Below are 16,191 nucleotides of genomic sequence, written 5' to 3'. Positions count from 1 at the left end.
CACGGGCGGGCCGGGCGGATCGCCGGGCGGGCCGGACAGCGCACGGCCCGGCTCCCCCCTGGGGAACCGGGCCGTCGTCGGAACGGAAGGACGTCAGTCCGTCTTGCGGCGCTGGCGGCCGGTGCCGTAGTTGGAGCCGGACTTGGAGCCGCTGCCGGGCTTGGCGCGGCCCGAGGAGCGGCCGATGAAGCCGGCCGCCTGCGGGCGGTCGCCCTGGGCGGCGGCGCCCATGCGCTGCTTGGGGCGGGGGCGGCGCGGGTTGCCGTTCATGTCGACGTCGGCGGGCAGCGCGGAGCGCTTGCCGGAGCGGCGGCGCGGGGCACCGGACTTGGCCCCGGCGGGCTTGTCGGCGCCGTCCTTGGCGCCGGACCCGGCCTGGGCCGCCACGACCGGTACGGCCAGCGTCACCGCGACGCCGCTGGGCGTGCGGGCGCCGGTGATCCGGGCCAGGTCGGCGTCGCCCGGGCGGATCTTGGTGACGGTCGGGCGGATGCCGGCGACCGTCATCAGCCGGTTGACCTCGCGGCGCTGCTCGGGCAGCACCAGGGTGACGACCGTCCCGGACTCGCCGGCCCGGGCGGTGCGGCCGCCGCGGTGCAGGTAGTCCTTGTGGTCGACCGGCGGGTCCACGTTGACGACCAGGTCCAGGCCGTCGATGTGGATGCCGCGGGCGGCGACGTTGGTGGCGATCAGCGCGGTGACGTGGCCGTCCCGGAACTGGTCCAGGACCCGGTTGCGCTGCGGCTGGGACTTGCCGCCGTGCAGGGCGGCGGCCTTCACGCCGTTGGCGAGCAGCTGCTTGGCCAGCCGGTCGGCGCCGTGCTTGGTGTGCACGAACATGATCACGCGGCCGTCGCGGGAGGCGATGTGCGCGGTGGCGGAGACCTTGTCGGTCTGCTCCAGCTGGAGGACGTGGTGGTCCATGGTGCTGACCGCGCCGGCCGAGGGGTCGACCGAGTGGGTCACCGGGTCGGCGAGGAAGCGCTTGACCAGCCGGTCGACGTTGCGGTCCAGGGTGGCGGAGAACAGCATCCGCTGCCCGCCCTCGGCGACCTGCTCCAGCAGCTTGCTGACCTGCGGCAGGAAGCCCATGTCGGCCATCTGGTCGGCCTCGTCGAGGACCGTGATCGCGACGTCGGAGAGGTTGACGTCACCGCGCCCGATCAGGTCGTCCAGCCGGCCCGGGGTGGCCACCAGCACCTCGGTGCCGCGGCGCACCGCGTTGGCCTGCCGGTTGATCGACATGCCGCCGACGACGGTGGTGATCCGCAGGTTGACGGCGGTGGCGTACGGGGTGAGCGCCTCGGTGACCTGCTGCGCCAGCTCGCGGGTGGGCACCAGCACGAGCGCCAGCGGGTGCCGGGCGTCGGCACGGCGCCCGGCGGTGCGGGCGAGCAGCGGCAGGCCGAAGGCCAGGGTCTTGCCGGAGCCGGTGCGGCCGCGGCCGAGCACGTCGCGCCCGGCGATCGAGTCGGGCAGCGTGGCGGCCTGGATCGGGAAGGGCTCGGTGACGCCCTCGCGGGTGAGCGCGGAGAGGATCGCCCTGGGCAGTTCCAGCTCGGCGAAGGAGGCCGCCGGGGGCCGGGGCGGGGTGCCCTGGACCACGGTGAACTCGGTGGCCTCGGGCACGGCGGCGGGGCGGCCCTGCTTGGGGGCGCCGCCGCGGTTGCGCGGCTTGCGCGGGCGGTCGCCGCCGGCGGTGCGGCGGGCCTGGTCGGTGGTGCGGGGGCCGCGGTCGCGCGGCGGGCGGGCAGGGGTGGTCACGGAAGCTCCGTAGGTCGGTCGGCAGCCCGGGCTGCGGGCTGGTCGGCCGTCGGAGGATTTGCGTGTGCCGCCCCGGCCGTACGGCGGCATGAGCGGGGGCCCGCACCGTGCGGTGCGGGCCCCCGCTTCGCGATGATCGCGAGTCAGCGTGGAGCTGACGTCAGCCGATGATCTGGATGTTCTCGGCCTGCGGGCCCTTCTGGCCCTGGGTGACGTCGAACTCGACCTTCTGGCCCTCGAACAGCTCACGGAAGCCCTGAGCCTGGATGTTCGAGTAGTGGGCGAACACGTCGGCGCCGCCACCATCCTGCTCGATGAAGCCGAAGCCCTTTTCGCTGTTGAACCACTTCACGGTGCCGGTAGCCATAACCGTCTCCTCTAACTGGGGCATCAGGGACCCACACCTCGTGGATCCCCAAGTAGCCGCGATCCCCATCCGGAGACTGAAACACCGGACAAAACAAATGCGCCTGTCGGTTGGAACCAGCAGGCGCACACCACGTTCATGGGAACCAAAACTGCAACTGCATCGACTGTAGCACGGTGGAACCGGGCGTGACCGGGGATTTTCCGCCTCGGAGATCACGTTTGGCGGCTCCGGCAAAGGGGCAGCGGCGCCCCGCCGAAGCGGGACGCCGCCTGTCCTCTCGGACCCGGTCGGACCAGGGCCGACCGGTCGGGTCAGCGCCGGCCGGCCGGCTCCGGCACGCCGTGCGCGCCGGGCAGCGGGGCCGGGCCCTCGCCGTGGCCGGGGTCGGCGCCGTGGCCGGGCCACCAGGCCTTGTTGCCGATCAGCGCGGTGAGCGCCGGGGTGAAGAACATCGCCATCACGAAGGCGGCCAGGATGATGCCGAAGGCCATCGCGAAGCCGAACTCCAGCATGAAGATGTTGCCCGCGAGCATGAAGGTCGCGAAGGACGCCGCCAGGATGAAGCCGGCCGCCGCGACGGTCGGGCCGCCGTGGCGCAGCGCCTCGCGCGCGGCCTCGCGCGGGTTGCGGCCCTCGCGGGCCTCCTCGCGGAGGCGGGCGATGATCAGGATGTTGTAGTCGGTGCCGATCGCCACCACGAAGAGGTAGATGAGGATCGGCAGCATGAACATCAGGCCGGTCTCGCCGCCGAGGTTCTGGAAGAGCAGCGTGGTGGCGCCGAGGGTGGCGGTGAAGCCCAGGCCGACCGAGGCCATCAGGTACCAGGGGGCGACGACGCTGCGCAGCTGCAGGCCGAGGATGAGCAGGATCAGCAGACCCGCGATCGGGAAGACCAACTTGTAGTCGTGGGTCATCGCGACGTTGATGTCCTTGTAGATGGCGGTCAGGCCGCCGACCTTCGCCTCGGTCCCGGCCGGTACCTGGCCGTGCGCGGCGTCCCGGAGCCGGGTGAGGGTCGCGATCGCCTCGTTGCTGTCCGGCTTGTCCTTCAGCATGACGGTGAAGTCGGCCGTCACGCCGTCCGCGCTGAGCTGGGGCTTCGGCGCGGCCTGGGCCACTCCGGAGACCTCGCCGAGCTTGGCGGCGTAGGAGTCGAACGCGCCCGGGTCGAGCTTGGCGCCGGTGGTGCTGGTGAGGAAGACGTGGGTCGGGTCGGCCGCACCGGCGGAGAAACCGTTGATCATCTTGTCCTGGACGACCATCGACTCCTTCTCCTTGGGCATGGAACTGCCCGCGAGGTCGAAGGTGCCGTTGTAGCCCAGGGCGCCGACGGACAGCGCCAGCAGCACGCCGCCGGAGGCGAGCGCGACCACCGCCGGGCGCTTCTGCACCATCCGGCCGAGCGCGGCGAAGCGCGCGTCGTTCGGCTCCCGCATCCACTTCTTGCCCGGCCAGAACACGGCACGGGCCGGGATGACCGCGAGCAGGGCCGGGGCCAGGGTGAGCGAGGCGAGGGCGGTGACCACCACGGCGATGGCCAGTGCGGGGCCGAGGGCCTTGAACATGCCCAGGCTGGAGAGGATCAGCACGGCGAAGGCGACGGTGACGGCGCCGGCGGCCGAGGCGATCGCCTCGCCGACCCGTCCGACGGCGTTGGCCACGGCCTCCTTGCGGTCGTCACCGGCCCGCAGCCGCTCGCGGTAGCGGAACGCCAGGAAGAGGAAGTAGTCGGTGCCGACGCCGAGCACGACGACGATCAGGATCGCCGAGAGTATCGGGGTGCTTTCGAGGCCGAAGGCCTTGGTGGCGTAGTTGATCAGGCCGTTGGAGGTCGGCATGGCGACCACGAGCGAGACCAGGAGCGGCAGCAGGCCGGCCAGGATGCTGCGGAAGATGATCCCGACGATGATCGCGACCAGGACGATCGTCGCCAGTCCGATGAGGGCGTCGGCCGAGCCGGAGGCGTCCTGCTGGTCCAGCGACTGGGCGGCGGCGCCACCGAGCTGGAACTTGACGTCGGTACCCGCGCTGAGTGCCTTGCCCTCCTCGCGGAGGTGCTTGGCGACGTCGCCGAACGCCTTGGGGTCCTGCTGCTTGGTCTTGTCGATGGCGATCGGCGCGAGCGCGTACTTGCCGTCCTTGGACGTGGTCTGCTCGCCGACCGGGATGATCTTCTCGACCGCCTCGATCTTCTTGTCCGTGAGGCCCTGGACGATCTTGGCCATCGCGGCCTTGTCGCCCTCGTTCAGCGCCCCGCCGTCGTTGCGCTCGAAGAGTGCCAGCGCGGACGGCGTGAAGCTGGCCGGGAACGCCTGCTCCTGGAGCGCGGCGGCCTGGATCGACTCGTAGTGCTTGGGGAGGAACGACGCCTCGTCCGTCTGCGCGGTGATCTTCGGCGCCGTCGCGACGATGGCGACCATCGCAACGACCCATGCGGCGATCACCCACCACGCACGGCGAACGACGAATTGTCCTAGTCGGTGGAACATGCTCGTGATGCCTCCTGGGCATGGTTCACCGCAGCCCTTGGGGGACGGGACGCTGGGCGACGGCAGGACCGGCTCGGGGAATGCCCGGCGGGCACTCCCTTGCCGGTCGGCAGGTAAGTGGATCTGGGGCATCATCCTACGAGCACTTGCTTGCCGCCCGGCAAGGAGCCCCCGTGTGCTTCAACCCCCGTAGGCCGCCCCGAAGCGGCCCCGCCCAGTTTCCCCCGCCCACAGCGCTCTTGACCTCGTGCTCCGGGTGGATCCATCTCCCCCTCAGGGTGGAGGCGCATCCCCTACCCCCCGGGAGGAGGTCTAGGGGTCCGGGGGTAGGGAAAACCCCACCCAGGCCCCGAGGACAACACCAGGAGAGGGCCACCCGCCAGCCGGATTACCCGTCAACCCCCGCTTCCCTACTGTCGATCGGGACGCCGGACAGCAGCCGGCGCACCGCGACCGGCGGCTCCCCGACCCAGGGCCGCCGCCGCTCCCGTCCGGCGACCACCGCCGCTCTCCCAGGGGGGAAGACCCACCGTGAAGCCCGTGAAGTCCAGACTCGGCCCGGCGGCCGCCATGGGCGCCTGGAGCGCCCGGCACCGCAAGACCGCCGTGTTCGGCTGGCTGCTCTTCGTCGTCCTGGCCGCCGCGCTCGGCAGCGCGCACGGCAGCACCAAGGTGACCGAGGCCGAGTCGATCCCCGGACAGGTCTCCCGGGCCGCGCGGATCCTCGACGAGGCCGGGCTGCAGAGCCCGGCGGGTGAGACCGTCCTGGTCCAGAGCACCGCCCGCAACGCCGACGACCCGGAGTTCCGCGCCGCCGTCGGCCAGGTGATCGCCGCGGTGAACGGCACCGGAGAGGCCGCCGAGGTCCGCTCGCCGTACGACACCCGGGCGGTCTCCGCGGACGGCCACTCCGCGCTCGTGACGCTGACGCTCAAGGGCGACCGCGAACAGGCGCCGGACCACGTCCAGCCGGTGCTGGACGCGGTGGCCGGCGTGCAGCGGCAGCACCCCGACCTCACCGTGGTCCAGCTCGGCGACGCCAGCTCCGGCAAGTGGATGCGGGACCAGCTCACGAACGACTTCGCCCGCGCCGAGTGGACGGCCGTGCCGCTCGCCCTCGGCATCCTGCTGATCGCCTTCGGCGCGCTGGTCGCCGCCGTGCTGCCGGTGGTGCTCGCGCTCACCGCCTTCGTCGCCGCCGCCGGGCTGGTCGCCCTCAGCAGCGGGTTCCTGCACACCAGCGGCGACGCCTCCTCGGTGATGCTGCTGGTCGGCCTCGCCGTCGGCGTCGACTACTGCCTCTTCTACCTGCGCCGCGAGCGCGAGGAGCGGGCCGCCGGGCACGACGCCGCCACCGCGCTGGCCGTGGCCGCCGCCACCAGCGGCCGGGCCGTACTGGTCTCCGGCGTCACCGTGGTGGTCGCCATGGCCGGCATGTTCCTCACCGGGATCGCCACCTTCAAGGCGATGGCCTTCGCCACGATCGTGGTCGTGATCACCGCCGTGCTCGGGTCGCTCACCGTGCTGCCCGCACTGCTGTCGATGCTCGGCGACCGGGTCGAGAAGGGCCGGGTTCCGTTCCTCGCCAGGCCGCGCCGCCCGGCCGCCGGGGACCGGAGCGGCGGACGGTTCTGGAACGCGGTGCTGACCCCGGTGCTGCGCCACCCGCTGGCCGCCACCGTCCTCGCCGGCGCCTTCCTGCTGGCCGTGGCCGCGCCGCTGCTCACCATGCACACCGCCAAACTGACCTTCCAGCAGCAGCTGCCCGCGGGCAACGCCCTGGTCGCCGCCTCGCAGAAGATCGAGGCCGCCTTCCCCGGCAGCCCCGCCCCCGCCACCGTGGTGATCAGGGCCGCCGACATCGACTCCCCCGCGATGACCGCCGCGATCGCCGAGCTCAGGGCCAGGGCGCTGGCCGGCGGACGGATGCACGGGCCGGTGGAGGTCACCGTGCACCCCGACAAGAACGTGGCCACCGTCGACATCCCGCTCAACGGCACCGGCAACGACGCCACCAGCAACGAAGCCCTGCGGAGCCTGCGCGAGGACCTGGTGCCCGCCACCGTGCTCGCGGTGCCCGGCACCGAGGCCCCGGTCACCGGCCAGACCGCCGGCTCGTACGACTTCAACCGGAAGATGACCGGCTCGATGCCGCTGGTCCTCGGCTTCGTGGTGCTCTTCGCCTTCCTGCTGATGCTCACCTCGTTCCGCTCCCCGGTCGTCGCCGTCACCGCCGTGGTGCTCAACCTGCTCTCGGTGGGCGCCGCGTACGGGGTGCTGACGCTGGTGTTCCAGCACGGCATGGGCGCCTCGCTGCTGGGCACCGCGGGGGTCGGCGCGGTGGAGTCCTGGGTGCCGCTGTTCCTCTTCGTGATCCTCTTCGGACTCTCGATGGACTACCACGTCTTCGTGGTCTCCCGGATCAAGGAGGGCCACGACCGCGGCCTGCCGACCCGGGACGCGATCGCCCACGGCATCCGCTCCACGGCCGGGGTGGTCACCAGCGCCGCGGTGATCATGGTGGCGGTGTTCTCGGTCTTCGGCTCGCTGTCCATGCAGGTGATGAAGCAGATGGGCGTGGGCCTGGCGGTCGCGGTGCTGATCGACGCCACGGTGATCCGCGCGGTGCTGCTGCCCTCGGTGATGACCCTGCTCGGCGAGCGCAACTGGTACCTGCCGCGCTGGCTGAACTGGCTGCCGGACCTCTCGCACGGCGAGTCCGTCCCGCCGACCGGCGCCGACCGGGCCCCGCACGGGCCGCCGGCCGCCCCGGCGCAGGGGGCGCGCCACCGGGCCGAGGTCTGAGCCTCCCCCGGCACCCCGGAGTCCGGCGTCCCCGACCCCTCCGAGACCCGTCCGGGACCCGTCCAGGACCCCTCCGACCCGCCCGACGCCGGGCTCCGCAGCGCGCGGGGCCCGGCGTCCTTGCGTCATGATGATCACCGTCCGGGGTTCCCCGGATGAACGTCGGCGGAACGGAAACCCAGTCATGATCCCCTTCGACGAGGGCCGCGCCCGGCTGCTGCTCGCCCGGGCCTGCGAGTCGGCCGGGCTGGCCGCCCCCGACGGGGCCACGCTGCTCGCGCTCGGCGAGAACGCCGTCTTCGACCTCGGCGACCCGGCCGTGGTCGCCAAGGTCGGCCGCGGCCCCGAGCTGTACGACCGGGCCCACCGCGAACTGGCCCTGGCCCACTGGCTGGCCGGCCAGGACGTCCCGGTGGTCCGCCCGTACGACGCGGTGGCGCCCGAGCCGCAGCTGGCCGACGGCCACCCGGTCACCTTCTGGCACCGGCTCGCGCCCGCCGTCCGGCCCGCCCGCCCGGTCGACCTCGCCCCGCTGCTGCACGCCCTGCACCAGCTGCCGCTGCCGCCCTTCACGCTCGGCCGGCGCGACCTGCTGGCCCCGGTCGAGCGCTGGCTGGCCTCCGCCGAGGGCCACGTGGACCCGGTGGACGTCGCCTTCCTGCGCCACCGCCGGGACGCCTTCGCGGCCGCCCTGCCCGACCTCGTCCCGCAGCTGCACCCCGGGGTGATCCACGGCGACGCGCTGCCGCGCAACCTCCACATCGGTCCGGACGGGCCGGTGCTGCTCGACCTGGAGTTCATGGCGAACGACCTGCGCGAGCACGACCTGGTGGTCCTCGCCCTCAGCCAGGACCGCTACGGCGTGCCCGTCGAGGAGTACCGCGCGTTCACCGGGGCGTACGGCTGGGACGTGCGCGAGTGGCCCGGCTTCACGGTGCTGCGCGGCGCCCGGGAGACCGCCAGCGCCTCCTGGGTGGCGCAGCAGGCGGCCAGCAACCCGGCCGCGCTGAAGGAGTTCCGGCGCCGGGTCGACTCGCTGCGGGACGGGGCCACCGAGGTGCGCTGGTACCCCTTCTGACGGCCCTCCCCGTTACCCGTGGAGCGGCGGGGCCGCCAGCGGGGCGAGTGTGAGAAGACTCTTACGGCGGGTCGGTCCGGTCCGCAACCGCGGAACGTACGATCGGCGTCCTGTCGGACAGTCGTCCTGACCCGAGAGATCGGCACCGCACTCGCACCTCAGGAGCCGCCGCCATGCACCGGACCGCCCGCCGCCCCTCCGCCCCGACCCGACCGTCCCGATCCAGGCGCCGGCTGCTCGCGGGCTGCGTCGCGGTGGCCGCCGCCCTGGGGCTGGCCGCCTGCGGGACCGCCAGCGGGGCGCTCCGGCCGCCGAGCGCGGCGGCGCCGTCCGGGACGCCGTCGCCGGCCGCCACCGAACCGGGCGGGACGCCGGCGACCACTGGTGCGCCGGCGCCCGGATCGGACGCCGTGCCACCGGGCGCGGGCTCCCCGGCCGCCCCCGCACCGGCCGCCCCCGCACCGGCGGTGCCGGCGAAGCCGAGGCCGACCGCGGCCACGGGCTCCCCCGTCTCCACCGTGCCGACCACGCCCGCCACGCCCCCCACGCCCACCGCTCAGGCCACCCAGGCCCCACCGGTCACCCCGACCGCCACGCCGTCCTCGCCCACCGCGCCGCCCCCGCACACCGGGGCGGGCACCGTGATCGGCTCCACCGCCTCCGGCGGCCGCACCGTGGCGCTCACCTTCGACGACGGCCCCGGCCCGGCCACCGGCCAGATCCTCGACCTGCTGGCCCAGTACCACGTCAAGGCCACCTTCTGCCAGATCGGCCAGAACGCCGCCGCCAACCCCGCCATGGTCAAGCGCGTCCTGGCCGCCGGGCACCGGCTCTGCGACCACAGCGTCCACCACCCGCAGCCGTTCGCCGAGCTCCCGCACGACAAGGCCGTGGCCGAGATCACCGACGCCCGGAACATGATCGTCCAGGCCGGCGGCCCCGGCACCGGGGTCGGCTGGTTCCGCGCCCCGGGCGGCGGCTTCAACGCCGACAACGAGCACATCACCGCGAGCCTCGGGATGTCCTCCCTCGGCTGGTCCGTCGACCCGCGCGACTGGGCACGTCCGGGCACGCCGGCCATCGTCTCGGCCGTGCAGAAGCAGCTCAGGCCCGGCGGCGTGATCCTGATGCACGACGGCGGCGGCGACCGCAGCCAGACCGTGGCCGCGCTCAAGCAGCTGCTGCCCTGGCTGGTCGCCCAGGGCTACACCTTCGACTTCCCGGCCGCGTAGGGCCGTCGGGGCCTCGGCTCCGCCCGGAGCGCTCCGGGCGTTTCCCCCGCTCTCCCCCGCATCCCCCGCTCTCCCCCGCGTCCCCGGCTCCCGTACCGCGGACGGCTCCCGTACCGCGGCCGTCCTGGCGCGTCAGGGCACGCGCAGCCGGTAGACCTGCCGGGAGCCGCCCTCCGGGCCCGGGGCGGCGGCCTCGGCCGGGGTGAAACCCAGCCGCTCGTAGAAGACCCGGGTGCCGCTCTCCACCGCGCCCGGGTGGTCCGGGCCGAAGGTCACCACCTCGACGGCGGCCGGGCCCCGGACATGACGGCGCAGCACGTCCTCGACCAGCTCCCGGCCGACACCGGTGCCCCGGGCGCGCCCGGCCACCACCAGCCAGTGCAGGTGGTGCGGCCCCGGGCCCGCGGCGCCGAACAGCAGGCCGCCGAGCAGCCCCTCTCCGTCCTCGGCGACGGTCGCCCGGCCGCCGTCGATGCCGGCGCGCACCGCACGGTGGAACCCCGGCTCGGCGACCATCGGGCCGAACCAGTGCTCGACCTCGGCGGCGAGGGCGAGGAAGCCGGGCAGGTCGGCGGGGCGCGCGGGCCGCACGGCCGTCACCGGGCGGGCCAGCGCGGGTCGACCACCGCCTGCGGGTCCTTGCCGCGGCGCAGCCAGTCCTGGAGGCCCTCGGCCCACTGCCGGTACCAGTCGATCTGCCGGCGGTGCAGCTCGGCGGGCTCCAGCGCCCCCACCTCGGCCGGGTAGCGCCCGGCCAGCGCGACGGCGACCCGGACGGCGGCGAGCGCGTCGCTGCCCGCCTCGTGGGCGTCCGTCAGCTCCACCCCGTACAGCTCGCAGACCCGCTGCAGGGTGCGCGAGCCCTTGCGGTACTTGTCCACGGCCCGGTCGATCACCAGCGCGTCCAGCACCGGCCCGACCGGCCTGCCCAGGCGCTCGGCGAGCGTCGCCAGCCCGTGCCGGCGCAGCTCGGCGTCGAGCAGCGACAGGTCGAACGGCGCGTTGAACGCCACCACCGGCCGCCCGGCGGCGATCCGCTCGCACAGCGCGCCGGCTATCTCCTCCACCGCCTCCTTCGCCGGCCTGCCCTTGCTCCGCGCCACCTCGTCCCCGATCCCGTGGATCGCCGCCGCCTCGGCGGGTATCGGCACCCCGGGGTCGAGCAGCCAGTGCGCGGCGCCCACCCGGGCGGCCCCGACGGTGTCCACGAGCGCGGCCGTGACGATGCGGTCCACGGCCGGGTCGGTGCCCGTGGTCTCCAGGTCGAAGCCGACCAGTGGCTGCTGCCACCAGCTCATCAGGTGTGTCCTTCCGTCCTGCCTCTCGAAACAGCCCCTATCATCACCCGGCCCACCGACAACCCGGCCCGCGGGGAGCCCGGTCACGGGCCCGCCCGGGCCCGGGCGGGGGCGAAGGGGCCGCCCCCGAGCGGCGCCCCGGTCCTGCCCGTGCCCCCGTGTCGGCCCGGTGCCGCACCGTTCGCGGCCGGCGCGAAGAGCGCCGGCCGGGCGTCCGGCGGTGGCATCGAGCCGCCCTGCGCGGCCGTGCCGGACCCGTGGTGCTGCTGGGAGCCCGTCATGCCGACCGCCCCGGTCGCGGGGTGCGACCGGGGCGGGCGGGACGGGGTGGGCTAGCGGGACGGGGTGGCGAGGGCGAGGCGGCTGGGGAGGACGCTGGAGGCGACGGCGAGCAGCAGGCACAGGGCCGTGCCGGCGCCGAGCGGTGCCCAGGGCAGTCGCAGGGCGACGGTGGCCCGGCCGGCCAGGATGCGGTGGTTGAGCAGGGCGGTGGTGCCGTACTGGGTGAGCGCGGTGACGGCGAGGGCGAGCAGCGCGGCGGTGGCGACGACCAGGACGGCCTCCAGCGCGACCATCCACGTGACCTGGCGGCGCACCGTCCCGGCCAGCCGCAGCACGCCGAAGTCGCGCCGGCGGTCGGCGGTGCTCATCACCATGGTGTTGACGATCGCGATCAGCGCGTAGAGCAGGGCGGGCCCGAGGATCGTGGTGGTGGCGATCCAGGCGTAGTGGGCGCCGGGGTCGGGCCCGGGGTCGTGGGCGTCGGTGAGGGTGCCGCCGAGCCGGTCGGCCGGTTCGACGTCGAGGTGGACGGCGGCGGGGCGGGCGCCCGCCAGGTGGCCGGCGACGGCCTCGCCGCTGAGCAGGACCTCGTCCAGGCCGAGCTGGGTGCGGTAGACGAGGGCGAGCCGCAGGCTGGTGACGGTGCCGTCGGCGAGGCGCAGGTTGACCTGGTCGCCGAGTTTCCAGCCGTGGCCGCGGACCTGGTCGGTGGAGGCGGCGAGGGTGGCGCCGCGCAGGTCGGCGGCGCTGCCGCCGACGGCGGGCAGTGTCCAGGCGGTGGCGAGGTCGCCGTCGACGACGGTGGCGGCGGACGGCGCGCTCGCGGGTGAGTCCTCGCCGTGGTCGTCGAAGGCGGGGGCGGCGGCGCCGAGGCCGGTGACCACGGTGGCGGTGGTGGCGGTGGCGTGCAGTCCGGGGCGGGCGGCGGTGAGCCGGTGGGCGGCGTCGGCGGGCAGTGGGGCGCCGCCGGGGCGCAGCACGTACGCGGCGGCGGTGAGGGCCCGGTTCTGGGCGGTCATGGCGTCGGCGAAGGCGGCGGTGGAGCCGACCACGGTGCCGGTGAGCGCGATGGCGAGGAAGGCCGGGGTGGCGGTGGAGACGGTGCGGCGCACGGCGGTGAGGGCGTTCTGCCGGGCGAGCAGCGGGGCGGCGGCGACGGCCCGGGCGAGCGGGGCGCTGAGCAGTCGCAGCAGCGGCGGTACGACGGCCGGTGCGAACAGGGCGAGCGCGGTGATGGCGAGCAGGTCGGCGCCGAGCACCCACTGGGAGGCGAGTTGCGGGTCGTCGGGCTGGTCGCCTGGGGCGGGGGTCATGGTGGGCGCGGCCAGGTAGTAGCCGACGGTGCCGGCCAGGGCGGTGAGGCCGAGCAGCGCGCAGGTCCAGCGCAGCGGGGTCATGGCCGCGCGGTCGGCGGCGGCGTCGCCGAGCGCCTCGACGGCGCGCACCCGGCCGGCCCGCAGGGCGGCGGTGACGGCGCCGAGCAGGGCGACGAGGAGGCCGACGGCGGCGGCGAGCAGCATCGGCCCGGCGGCGGGATGTGCGGTGAATCCGTCGGGGGCGGCGCCGCGGGCGACCAGCCAGGCGGCGAGCGCGGGTGCGCCGGGCAGCGACAGCAGGCAGCCGCTGACGGCGGCGGCGAGGGCGACGACGGCGGCCTCGCCGGTGATCAGCCAGACGATCTGCCGGGGCGTGGCGCCGACGGCGCGCAGCATCGCGATCTCCTGGCGGCGCTGGGCGACGGCGAAGGCGAAGGTCCCGGCGACGACGAAGACGGCGACGAAGGCGGCCATCGCGGCGGTGAACTGGAGCACCTTGTGCAGGGAGGGCGCGCCGAGCGGGGAATCGTCGCCGGCGGTGTCGTGGAGCAGGCTGCCGGTGGTGGCGACGAGCAGGACGCCGAGGGTGAGGGCGACGTAGGAGCCGGCGAAGGCGGACTTGTGACGCCGCAGGCTCGCGGTGGCGACCGGCAGCAGGGTGGTGATCGAGGTCATGCCGCCGTCTCCAGGGCGGTCATCCGCTCGGCGACGTGCTGGGCGGTGGGGTGGGGCAGGTCGTCGACGATCCGGCCGTCGGCGAGGAAGAGCACGCGGTCGGCGTAGGCGGCGGCGACCGGGTCGTGGGTGACCATGACGGTGCTCTGGCCCTCCTGGTCGACGAGGTCGCGCAGCAGGGCGAGGACGTCGCGGCTGCTGGCGGAGTCGAGGGCGCCGGTCGGTTCGTCGGCGAACAGCATGCGCGGTCGGGTGATCAGCGCGCGGGCGATCGCGACGCGCTGCTGCTGGCCGCCGGAGAGCTGGGAGGGCAGGTGTCCGGCGCGCTCGCCGAGGCCGACCTGGGCGAGTGCCCGGCGCACCTGCGCGGGGTCGGGGCGGCGGCCGGCCAGCCGCAGCGGCAGCCCGACGTTCTGCTCGGCGGTGAGCGAGCCGACCAGGTTGAAGGCCTGGAAGACGAAGCCGATCCGCCGGCGGCGCAGCACGGTGAGCTCGGTCTCGCCCAGTGCGCCGAGGTCGGCCCCGTCCAGGGTGACCCGGCCGCTGTCGGGCCGGTCGAGGCCGGCGCAGCACTGCAGCAGGGTGCTCTTTCCGGAGCCGGAGGGGCCCATGACGGCGGTGAAGCCGCCGCGGGCGAACTCGACGTCCACCCCCCTGAGCGCCCGTACGGCCTCCGGGCCGGTTCCGTAGGTGCGGTGTACGTCGTCGAGGCGCAGGACGGCCCCGTTCTCCCCCGTGATCTTCACAGCAGCCACACCTACCACGGTGGCCACGGCCCTGACCAGGTGCTTTGGGGGAATCGTTATGCCGTCAGCCGCCGTTCCTCGACGAGGACTTCGGCGCGGACTTCGGCGCGGACTTCGGTCCCGCCGACGGGGCGGTGCAGGAGAACGTCGACCGGGTCCTCGTGGACGACGGTGAAGCCGTGGCGTTCGTACAGCCGCTGGGCGGCGCTGCCGCGGAGGACGACGAGGCGGAACGGTTCTCCGGCGGCGTCGGCCTCGGCGAGGAGGTGGCGCAGGACGGCGGTGCCCAGGCCCCGCCCCTGGAGGTGCGGGGCCAGGTAGAACAGCTCCAGGTGGCGTCCGCCCCGCTCGTCGGGGCGAACGGTGACGCAGCCGGCGAAGGCCCGGTCGACCAGGAGTACGGAGGTGTACCTGGTCGAGAAGGACGCCCTCACCCGCTCCCGGGAGCGGGCCGGGTCCCAGCGGCCGAGGCGTTCCAGGTCGGCGCGCATGACCTGGGCCTTGAGGTCCGTGACGGGTTCGAGGTCCTCGGGCGCGGCGGGGCGCAGGCTCCAGTCGGGGTCGGTGGTCACGGTCCGCAGTCTGGCAGCCGCGTCACCGCCCCGACCAGCCGTTTTCGTCAGGACACCGGCCGGGAGTCGGCCCAGACGCCCTCGAACTCCTCGCGGTAGACCTCCAGCAGTCCGGCCTCGGTGCCGCCGGGCTGCTGGCCGGCGCCGCCGCGCAGCACCAGGGCCGGGGACTCCATGCCGCGGGCGCGGCGCAGGTAGGGCTGGATGACGCCGAGGTCGCGGCCCTGCCGGCGACCGCCCGCCTGGCCGGCCGTGCGGGGCCCCTCGACCAGGTAGGCGGTGAAGCGCGGGGTTTCGTCGAAGACCCGGATCTCGAAGCCGCCCTGGTCCCGCAGCCGGGCCCGCACCCGCCGCACGTGCATGATGTTCATTTCGATGGAGCGCGACAACTCGCTGCGGCCGAGGCCGAGTTCGCGTTCGCGACGGCGCACCGCGCTGCTCGCCGGATTGAGGAAGAGCAGCCGCACCCGGCAGCCTTCGCCGGCCAGGCGCACCAGGCGCTTGCCGGTGTAGTTCTGGCAGAGCATGCCGAGGCCGATGCCGAGGGCGTCGAGACGCCGGGCGCCGTCCAGCAGGTCCTCGACGGGGAGGTCGCGCTGGAGCCGGACCCGGTCGGCGTGCACGGCGACGACGTCCGCGTACCGGCCGGCCACCAGGGACTCGACCACGTCGGCGGGCACCCCGCCGGCGCCCCCGTCCAGGACGGCCAGCAGCCGGGCGGCGGCCCGCTCGGTCTGGGCCAGCACGGTCTGGGTGAGCACCCGGTTGCGGGAGACCACGTGCCGGGCCACCTCCAGCTCGTCGAGCGCCAGCTCGATCTCGCGCCGGTCGGCCAGGTAGGGCTCGAAGCAGGGCCAGTGCTGCACCATCAGTTCGCGCAGCTGGGGCAGGGTGAGGAAGACCAGCGGGTCGTCGTCGGCCGGGTCGAGGAGGTAGCCCTTGCGGCGGCTGACCTCGCGCACGGCCCCGGCCCGGTGCGCCCACTCCTCGCCGGCCGGCCCGGCGGCGGCGGTGACCCAGTCCTCGCCGTGGGCGGGGGCGTAGATCGGGTGCAGCACCTCGTCGACCAGGGCGCGCAGCCGCTGTTCGACCAGGTTGAGCCAGACGTAGGCGCGGCCGGACAGCCGGACCCGCTGGTAGGCGTCCTCCCATTCGCCGGCCGACCAGGCCAGTGCGGGTATCTCGACCGGGCCGCCCTGGGCGGGCACCAGGGCCCGGCCGGTCAGGGTGGGACGCATGACCACCGTGGGCGCCTCGCTGCGGGTCGCGCCCCGGTCGGGGCCGCCGGGCCCGGAACCACGGCCGCCGGCGGGGAACACCATGCGCCACCTCATCTGGTTGCTGCGGCCGGCCCCCGCGGGCGCGGGGACCGTCGAAAGCCTGTCGGCCCGCCCCCGGGCGGCCGGACGATCAAGGGTACTGCCCGCCGCGAGCCGATCACAGCCGGATGTCCGGGGCCCTCCCGCACCACCGGAGCACTCTTCACACGAATGCCCGACGGGCGCTCGTTCGGCCCAACCCGGGCCGGATGTCCCGGCCCCCGGGGAGGGGCTCGGGGAGTATG

The 16,191-nt window shown here is 74.7% G+C and carries 12 protein-coding genes; 3 read left to right on the top strand and 9 right to left on the bottom strand.

All coding sequences use genetic code 11. The features are described from left to right. Window positions 1-93: 93 nt before the first annotated feature. The 3 genes from ACWGJO_RS08360 to ACWGJO_RS08350 form a co-directional block, all read right to left on the bottom strand. Complete coding sequence (locus ACWGJO_RS08360; RefSeq protein WP_452182730.1) at window positions 94-1,854, bottom strand: DEAD/DEAH box helicase; 1,761 nt, start codon at window positions 1,852-1,854, stop codon at window positions 94-96. A 70-nt stretch (window positions 1,855-1,924) separates the two neighbouring features. Beyond that, window positions 1,925-2,131 (bottom strand): cold-shock protein, encoded by a 207-nt coding sequence (locus tag ACWGJO_RS08355; protein WP_030060364.1) that lies wholly within the window; start codon window positions 2,129-2,131, stop codon window positions 1,925-1,927. A gap of 314 nt (window positions 2,132-2,445) precedes the next feature. Further along, window positions 2,446-4,623 (bottom strand): MMPL family transporter, encoded by a 2,178-nt coding sequence (locus tag ACWGJO_RS08350; RefSeq protein ID WP_452182729.1) that lies wholly within the window; start codon window positions 4,621-4,623, stop codon window positions 2,446-2,448. A 570-nt stretch (window positions 4,624-5,193) separates the two neighbouring features. Between ACWGJO_RS08350 and ACWGJO_RS08345 the strand changes: the two genes are divergently transcribed. From ACWGJO_RS08345 to ACWGJO_RS08335, 3 genes are all read left to right on the top strand, one after another. Next, window positions 5,194-7,428: an MMPL family transporter gene (locus tag ACWGJO_RS08345; RefSeq protein WP_452182786.1), complete on the top strand. Its 2,235-nt coding sequence runs from the start codon at window positions 5,194-5,196 to the stop codon at window positions 7,426-7,428. 184 nt (window positions 7,429-7,612) lie between these two features. After that, window positions 7,613-8,506, top strand: a complete 894-nt coding sequence (locus ACWGJO_RS08340; RefSeq protein ID WP_359909662.1) for a phosphotransferase enzyme family protein — start codon at window positions 7,613-7,615, stop codon at window positions 8,504-8,506. Window positions 8,507-8,679: 173 nt separating this feature from the next. Then, window positions 8,680-9,738 carry a polysaccharide deacetylase family protein gene (locus tag ACWGJO_RS08335; RefSeq protein WP_452182728.1) on the top strand — a complete coding sequence of 353 codons (1,059 nt, stop codon included), beginning with the start codon at window positions 8,680-8,682 and terminating at the stop codon, window positions 9,736-9,738. 132 nt (window positions 9,739-9,870) lie between these two features. Here the strand turns inward: ACWGJO_RS08335 and ACWGJO_RS08330 are convergent, their stop codons facing one another. From ACWGJO_RS08330 to ACWGJO_RS08305, 6 genes are all read right to left on the bottom strand, one after another. After that, window positions 9,871-10,338 (bottom strand): GNAT family N-acetyltransferase, encoded by a 468-nt coding sequence (locus ACWGJO_RS08330; protein WP_452182727.1) that lies wholly within the window; start codon window positions 10,336-10,338, stop codon window positions 9,871-9,873. After that, entirely contained in the window at window positions 10,335-11,036 is a 702-nt protein-coding gene (locus ACWGJO_RS08325; protein ID WP_452182726.1) for an exonuclease domain-containing protein, read from the bottom strand. Before ACWGJO_RS08325 ends, ACWGJO_RS08330 begins: the two co-directional genes overlap by 4 nt. A gap of 332 nt (window positions 11,037-11,368) precedes the next feature. After that, a complete protein-coding gene (locus ACWGJO_RS08320; protein WP_452182725.1) occupies window positions 11,369-13,309 on the bottom strand; it encodes an FtsX-like permease family protein in 1,941 nt (646 codons plus the stop codon). Then, window positions 13,306-14,055, bottom strand: coding sequence for an ABC transporter ATP-binding protein (locus ACWGJO_RS08315; RefSeq protein ID WP_380545554.1), 750 nt, complete (start codon window positions 14,053-14,055; stop codon window positions 13,306-13,308). The genes ACWGJO_RS08320 and ACWGJO_RS08315 overlap by 4 nt, the downstream gene beginning before the upstream one ends. A 56-nt stretch (window positions 14,056-14,111) precedes the next feature. Then, window positions 14,112-14,627, bottom strand: coding sequence for a GNAT family N-acetyltransferase (locus ACWGJO_RS08310; RefSeq protein ID WP_452182724.1), 516 nt, complete (start codon window positions 14,625-14,627; stop codon window positions 14,112-14,114). 47 nt (window positions 14,628-14,674) lie between these two features. Further along, a complete protein-coding gene (locus ACWGJO_RS08305; protein WP_359909683.1) occupies window positions 14,675-15,865 on the bottom strand; it encodes an SAV2148 family HEPN domain-containing protein in 1,191 nt (396 codons plus the stop codon). Between the last annotated feature and the right edge of the window lie 326 nt (window positions 15,866-16,191).

This window comes from Kitasatospora sp. NPDC054795 (assembly GCF_053611565.1).
This window is presented reverse-complemented; position numbering and strand designations above follow the sequence as displayed.

Excerpts from the sequence above, each read along its gene's own strand:
- ACWGJO_RS08325 (WP_452182726.1), bottom strand. The coding sequence starts at position 11,036 with ATGAGCTGGTGGCAGCAGCCACTGGTCGGCTTCGACCTGGAGACCACG.
- ACWGJO_RS08305 (WP_359909683.1), bottom strand. The coding sequence starts at position 15,865 with ATGCGTCCCACCCTGACCGGCCGGGCCCTGGTGCCCGCCCAGGGCGGC.
- ACWGJO_RS08355 (WP_030060364.1), bottom strand. The coding sequence starts at position 2,131 with ATGGCTACCGGCACCGTGAAGTGGTTCAACAGCGAAAAGGGCTTCGGC.
- ACWGJO_RS08335 (WP_452182728.1), top strand. The coding sequence starts at position 8,680 with ATGCACCGGACCGCCCGCCGCCCCTCCGCCCCGACCCGACCGTCCCGA.
- ACWGJO_RS08340 (WP_359909662.1), top strand. The coding sequence starts at position 7,613 with ATGATCCCCTTCGACGAGGGCCGCGCCCGGCTGCTGCTCGCCCGGGCC.
- ACWGJO_RS08320 (WP_452182725.1), bottom strand. The coding sequence starts at position 13,309 with ATGACCTCGATCACCACCCTGCTGCCGGTCGCCACCGCGAGCCTGCGG.
- ACWGJO_RS08360 (WP_452182730.1), bottom strand. The coding sequence starts at position 1,854 with ATGCCGCCGTACGGCCGGGGCGGCACACGCAAATCCTCCGACGGCCGA.
- ACWGJO_RS08350 (WP_452182729.1), bottom strand. The coding sequence starts at position 4,623 with ATGTTCCACCGACTAGGACAATTCGTCGTTCGCCGTGCGTGGTGGGTG.
- ACWGJO_RS08345 (WP_452182786.1), top strand. The coding sequence starts at position 5,194 with ATGGGCGCCTGGAGCGCCCGGCACCGCAAGACCGCCGTGTTCGGCTGG.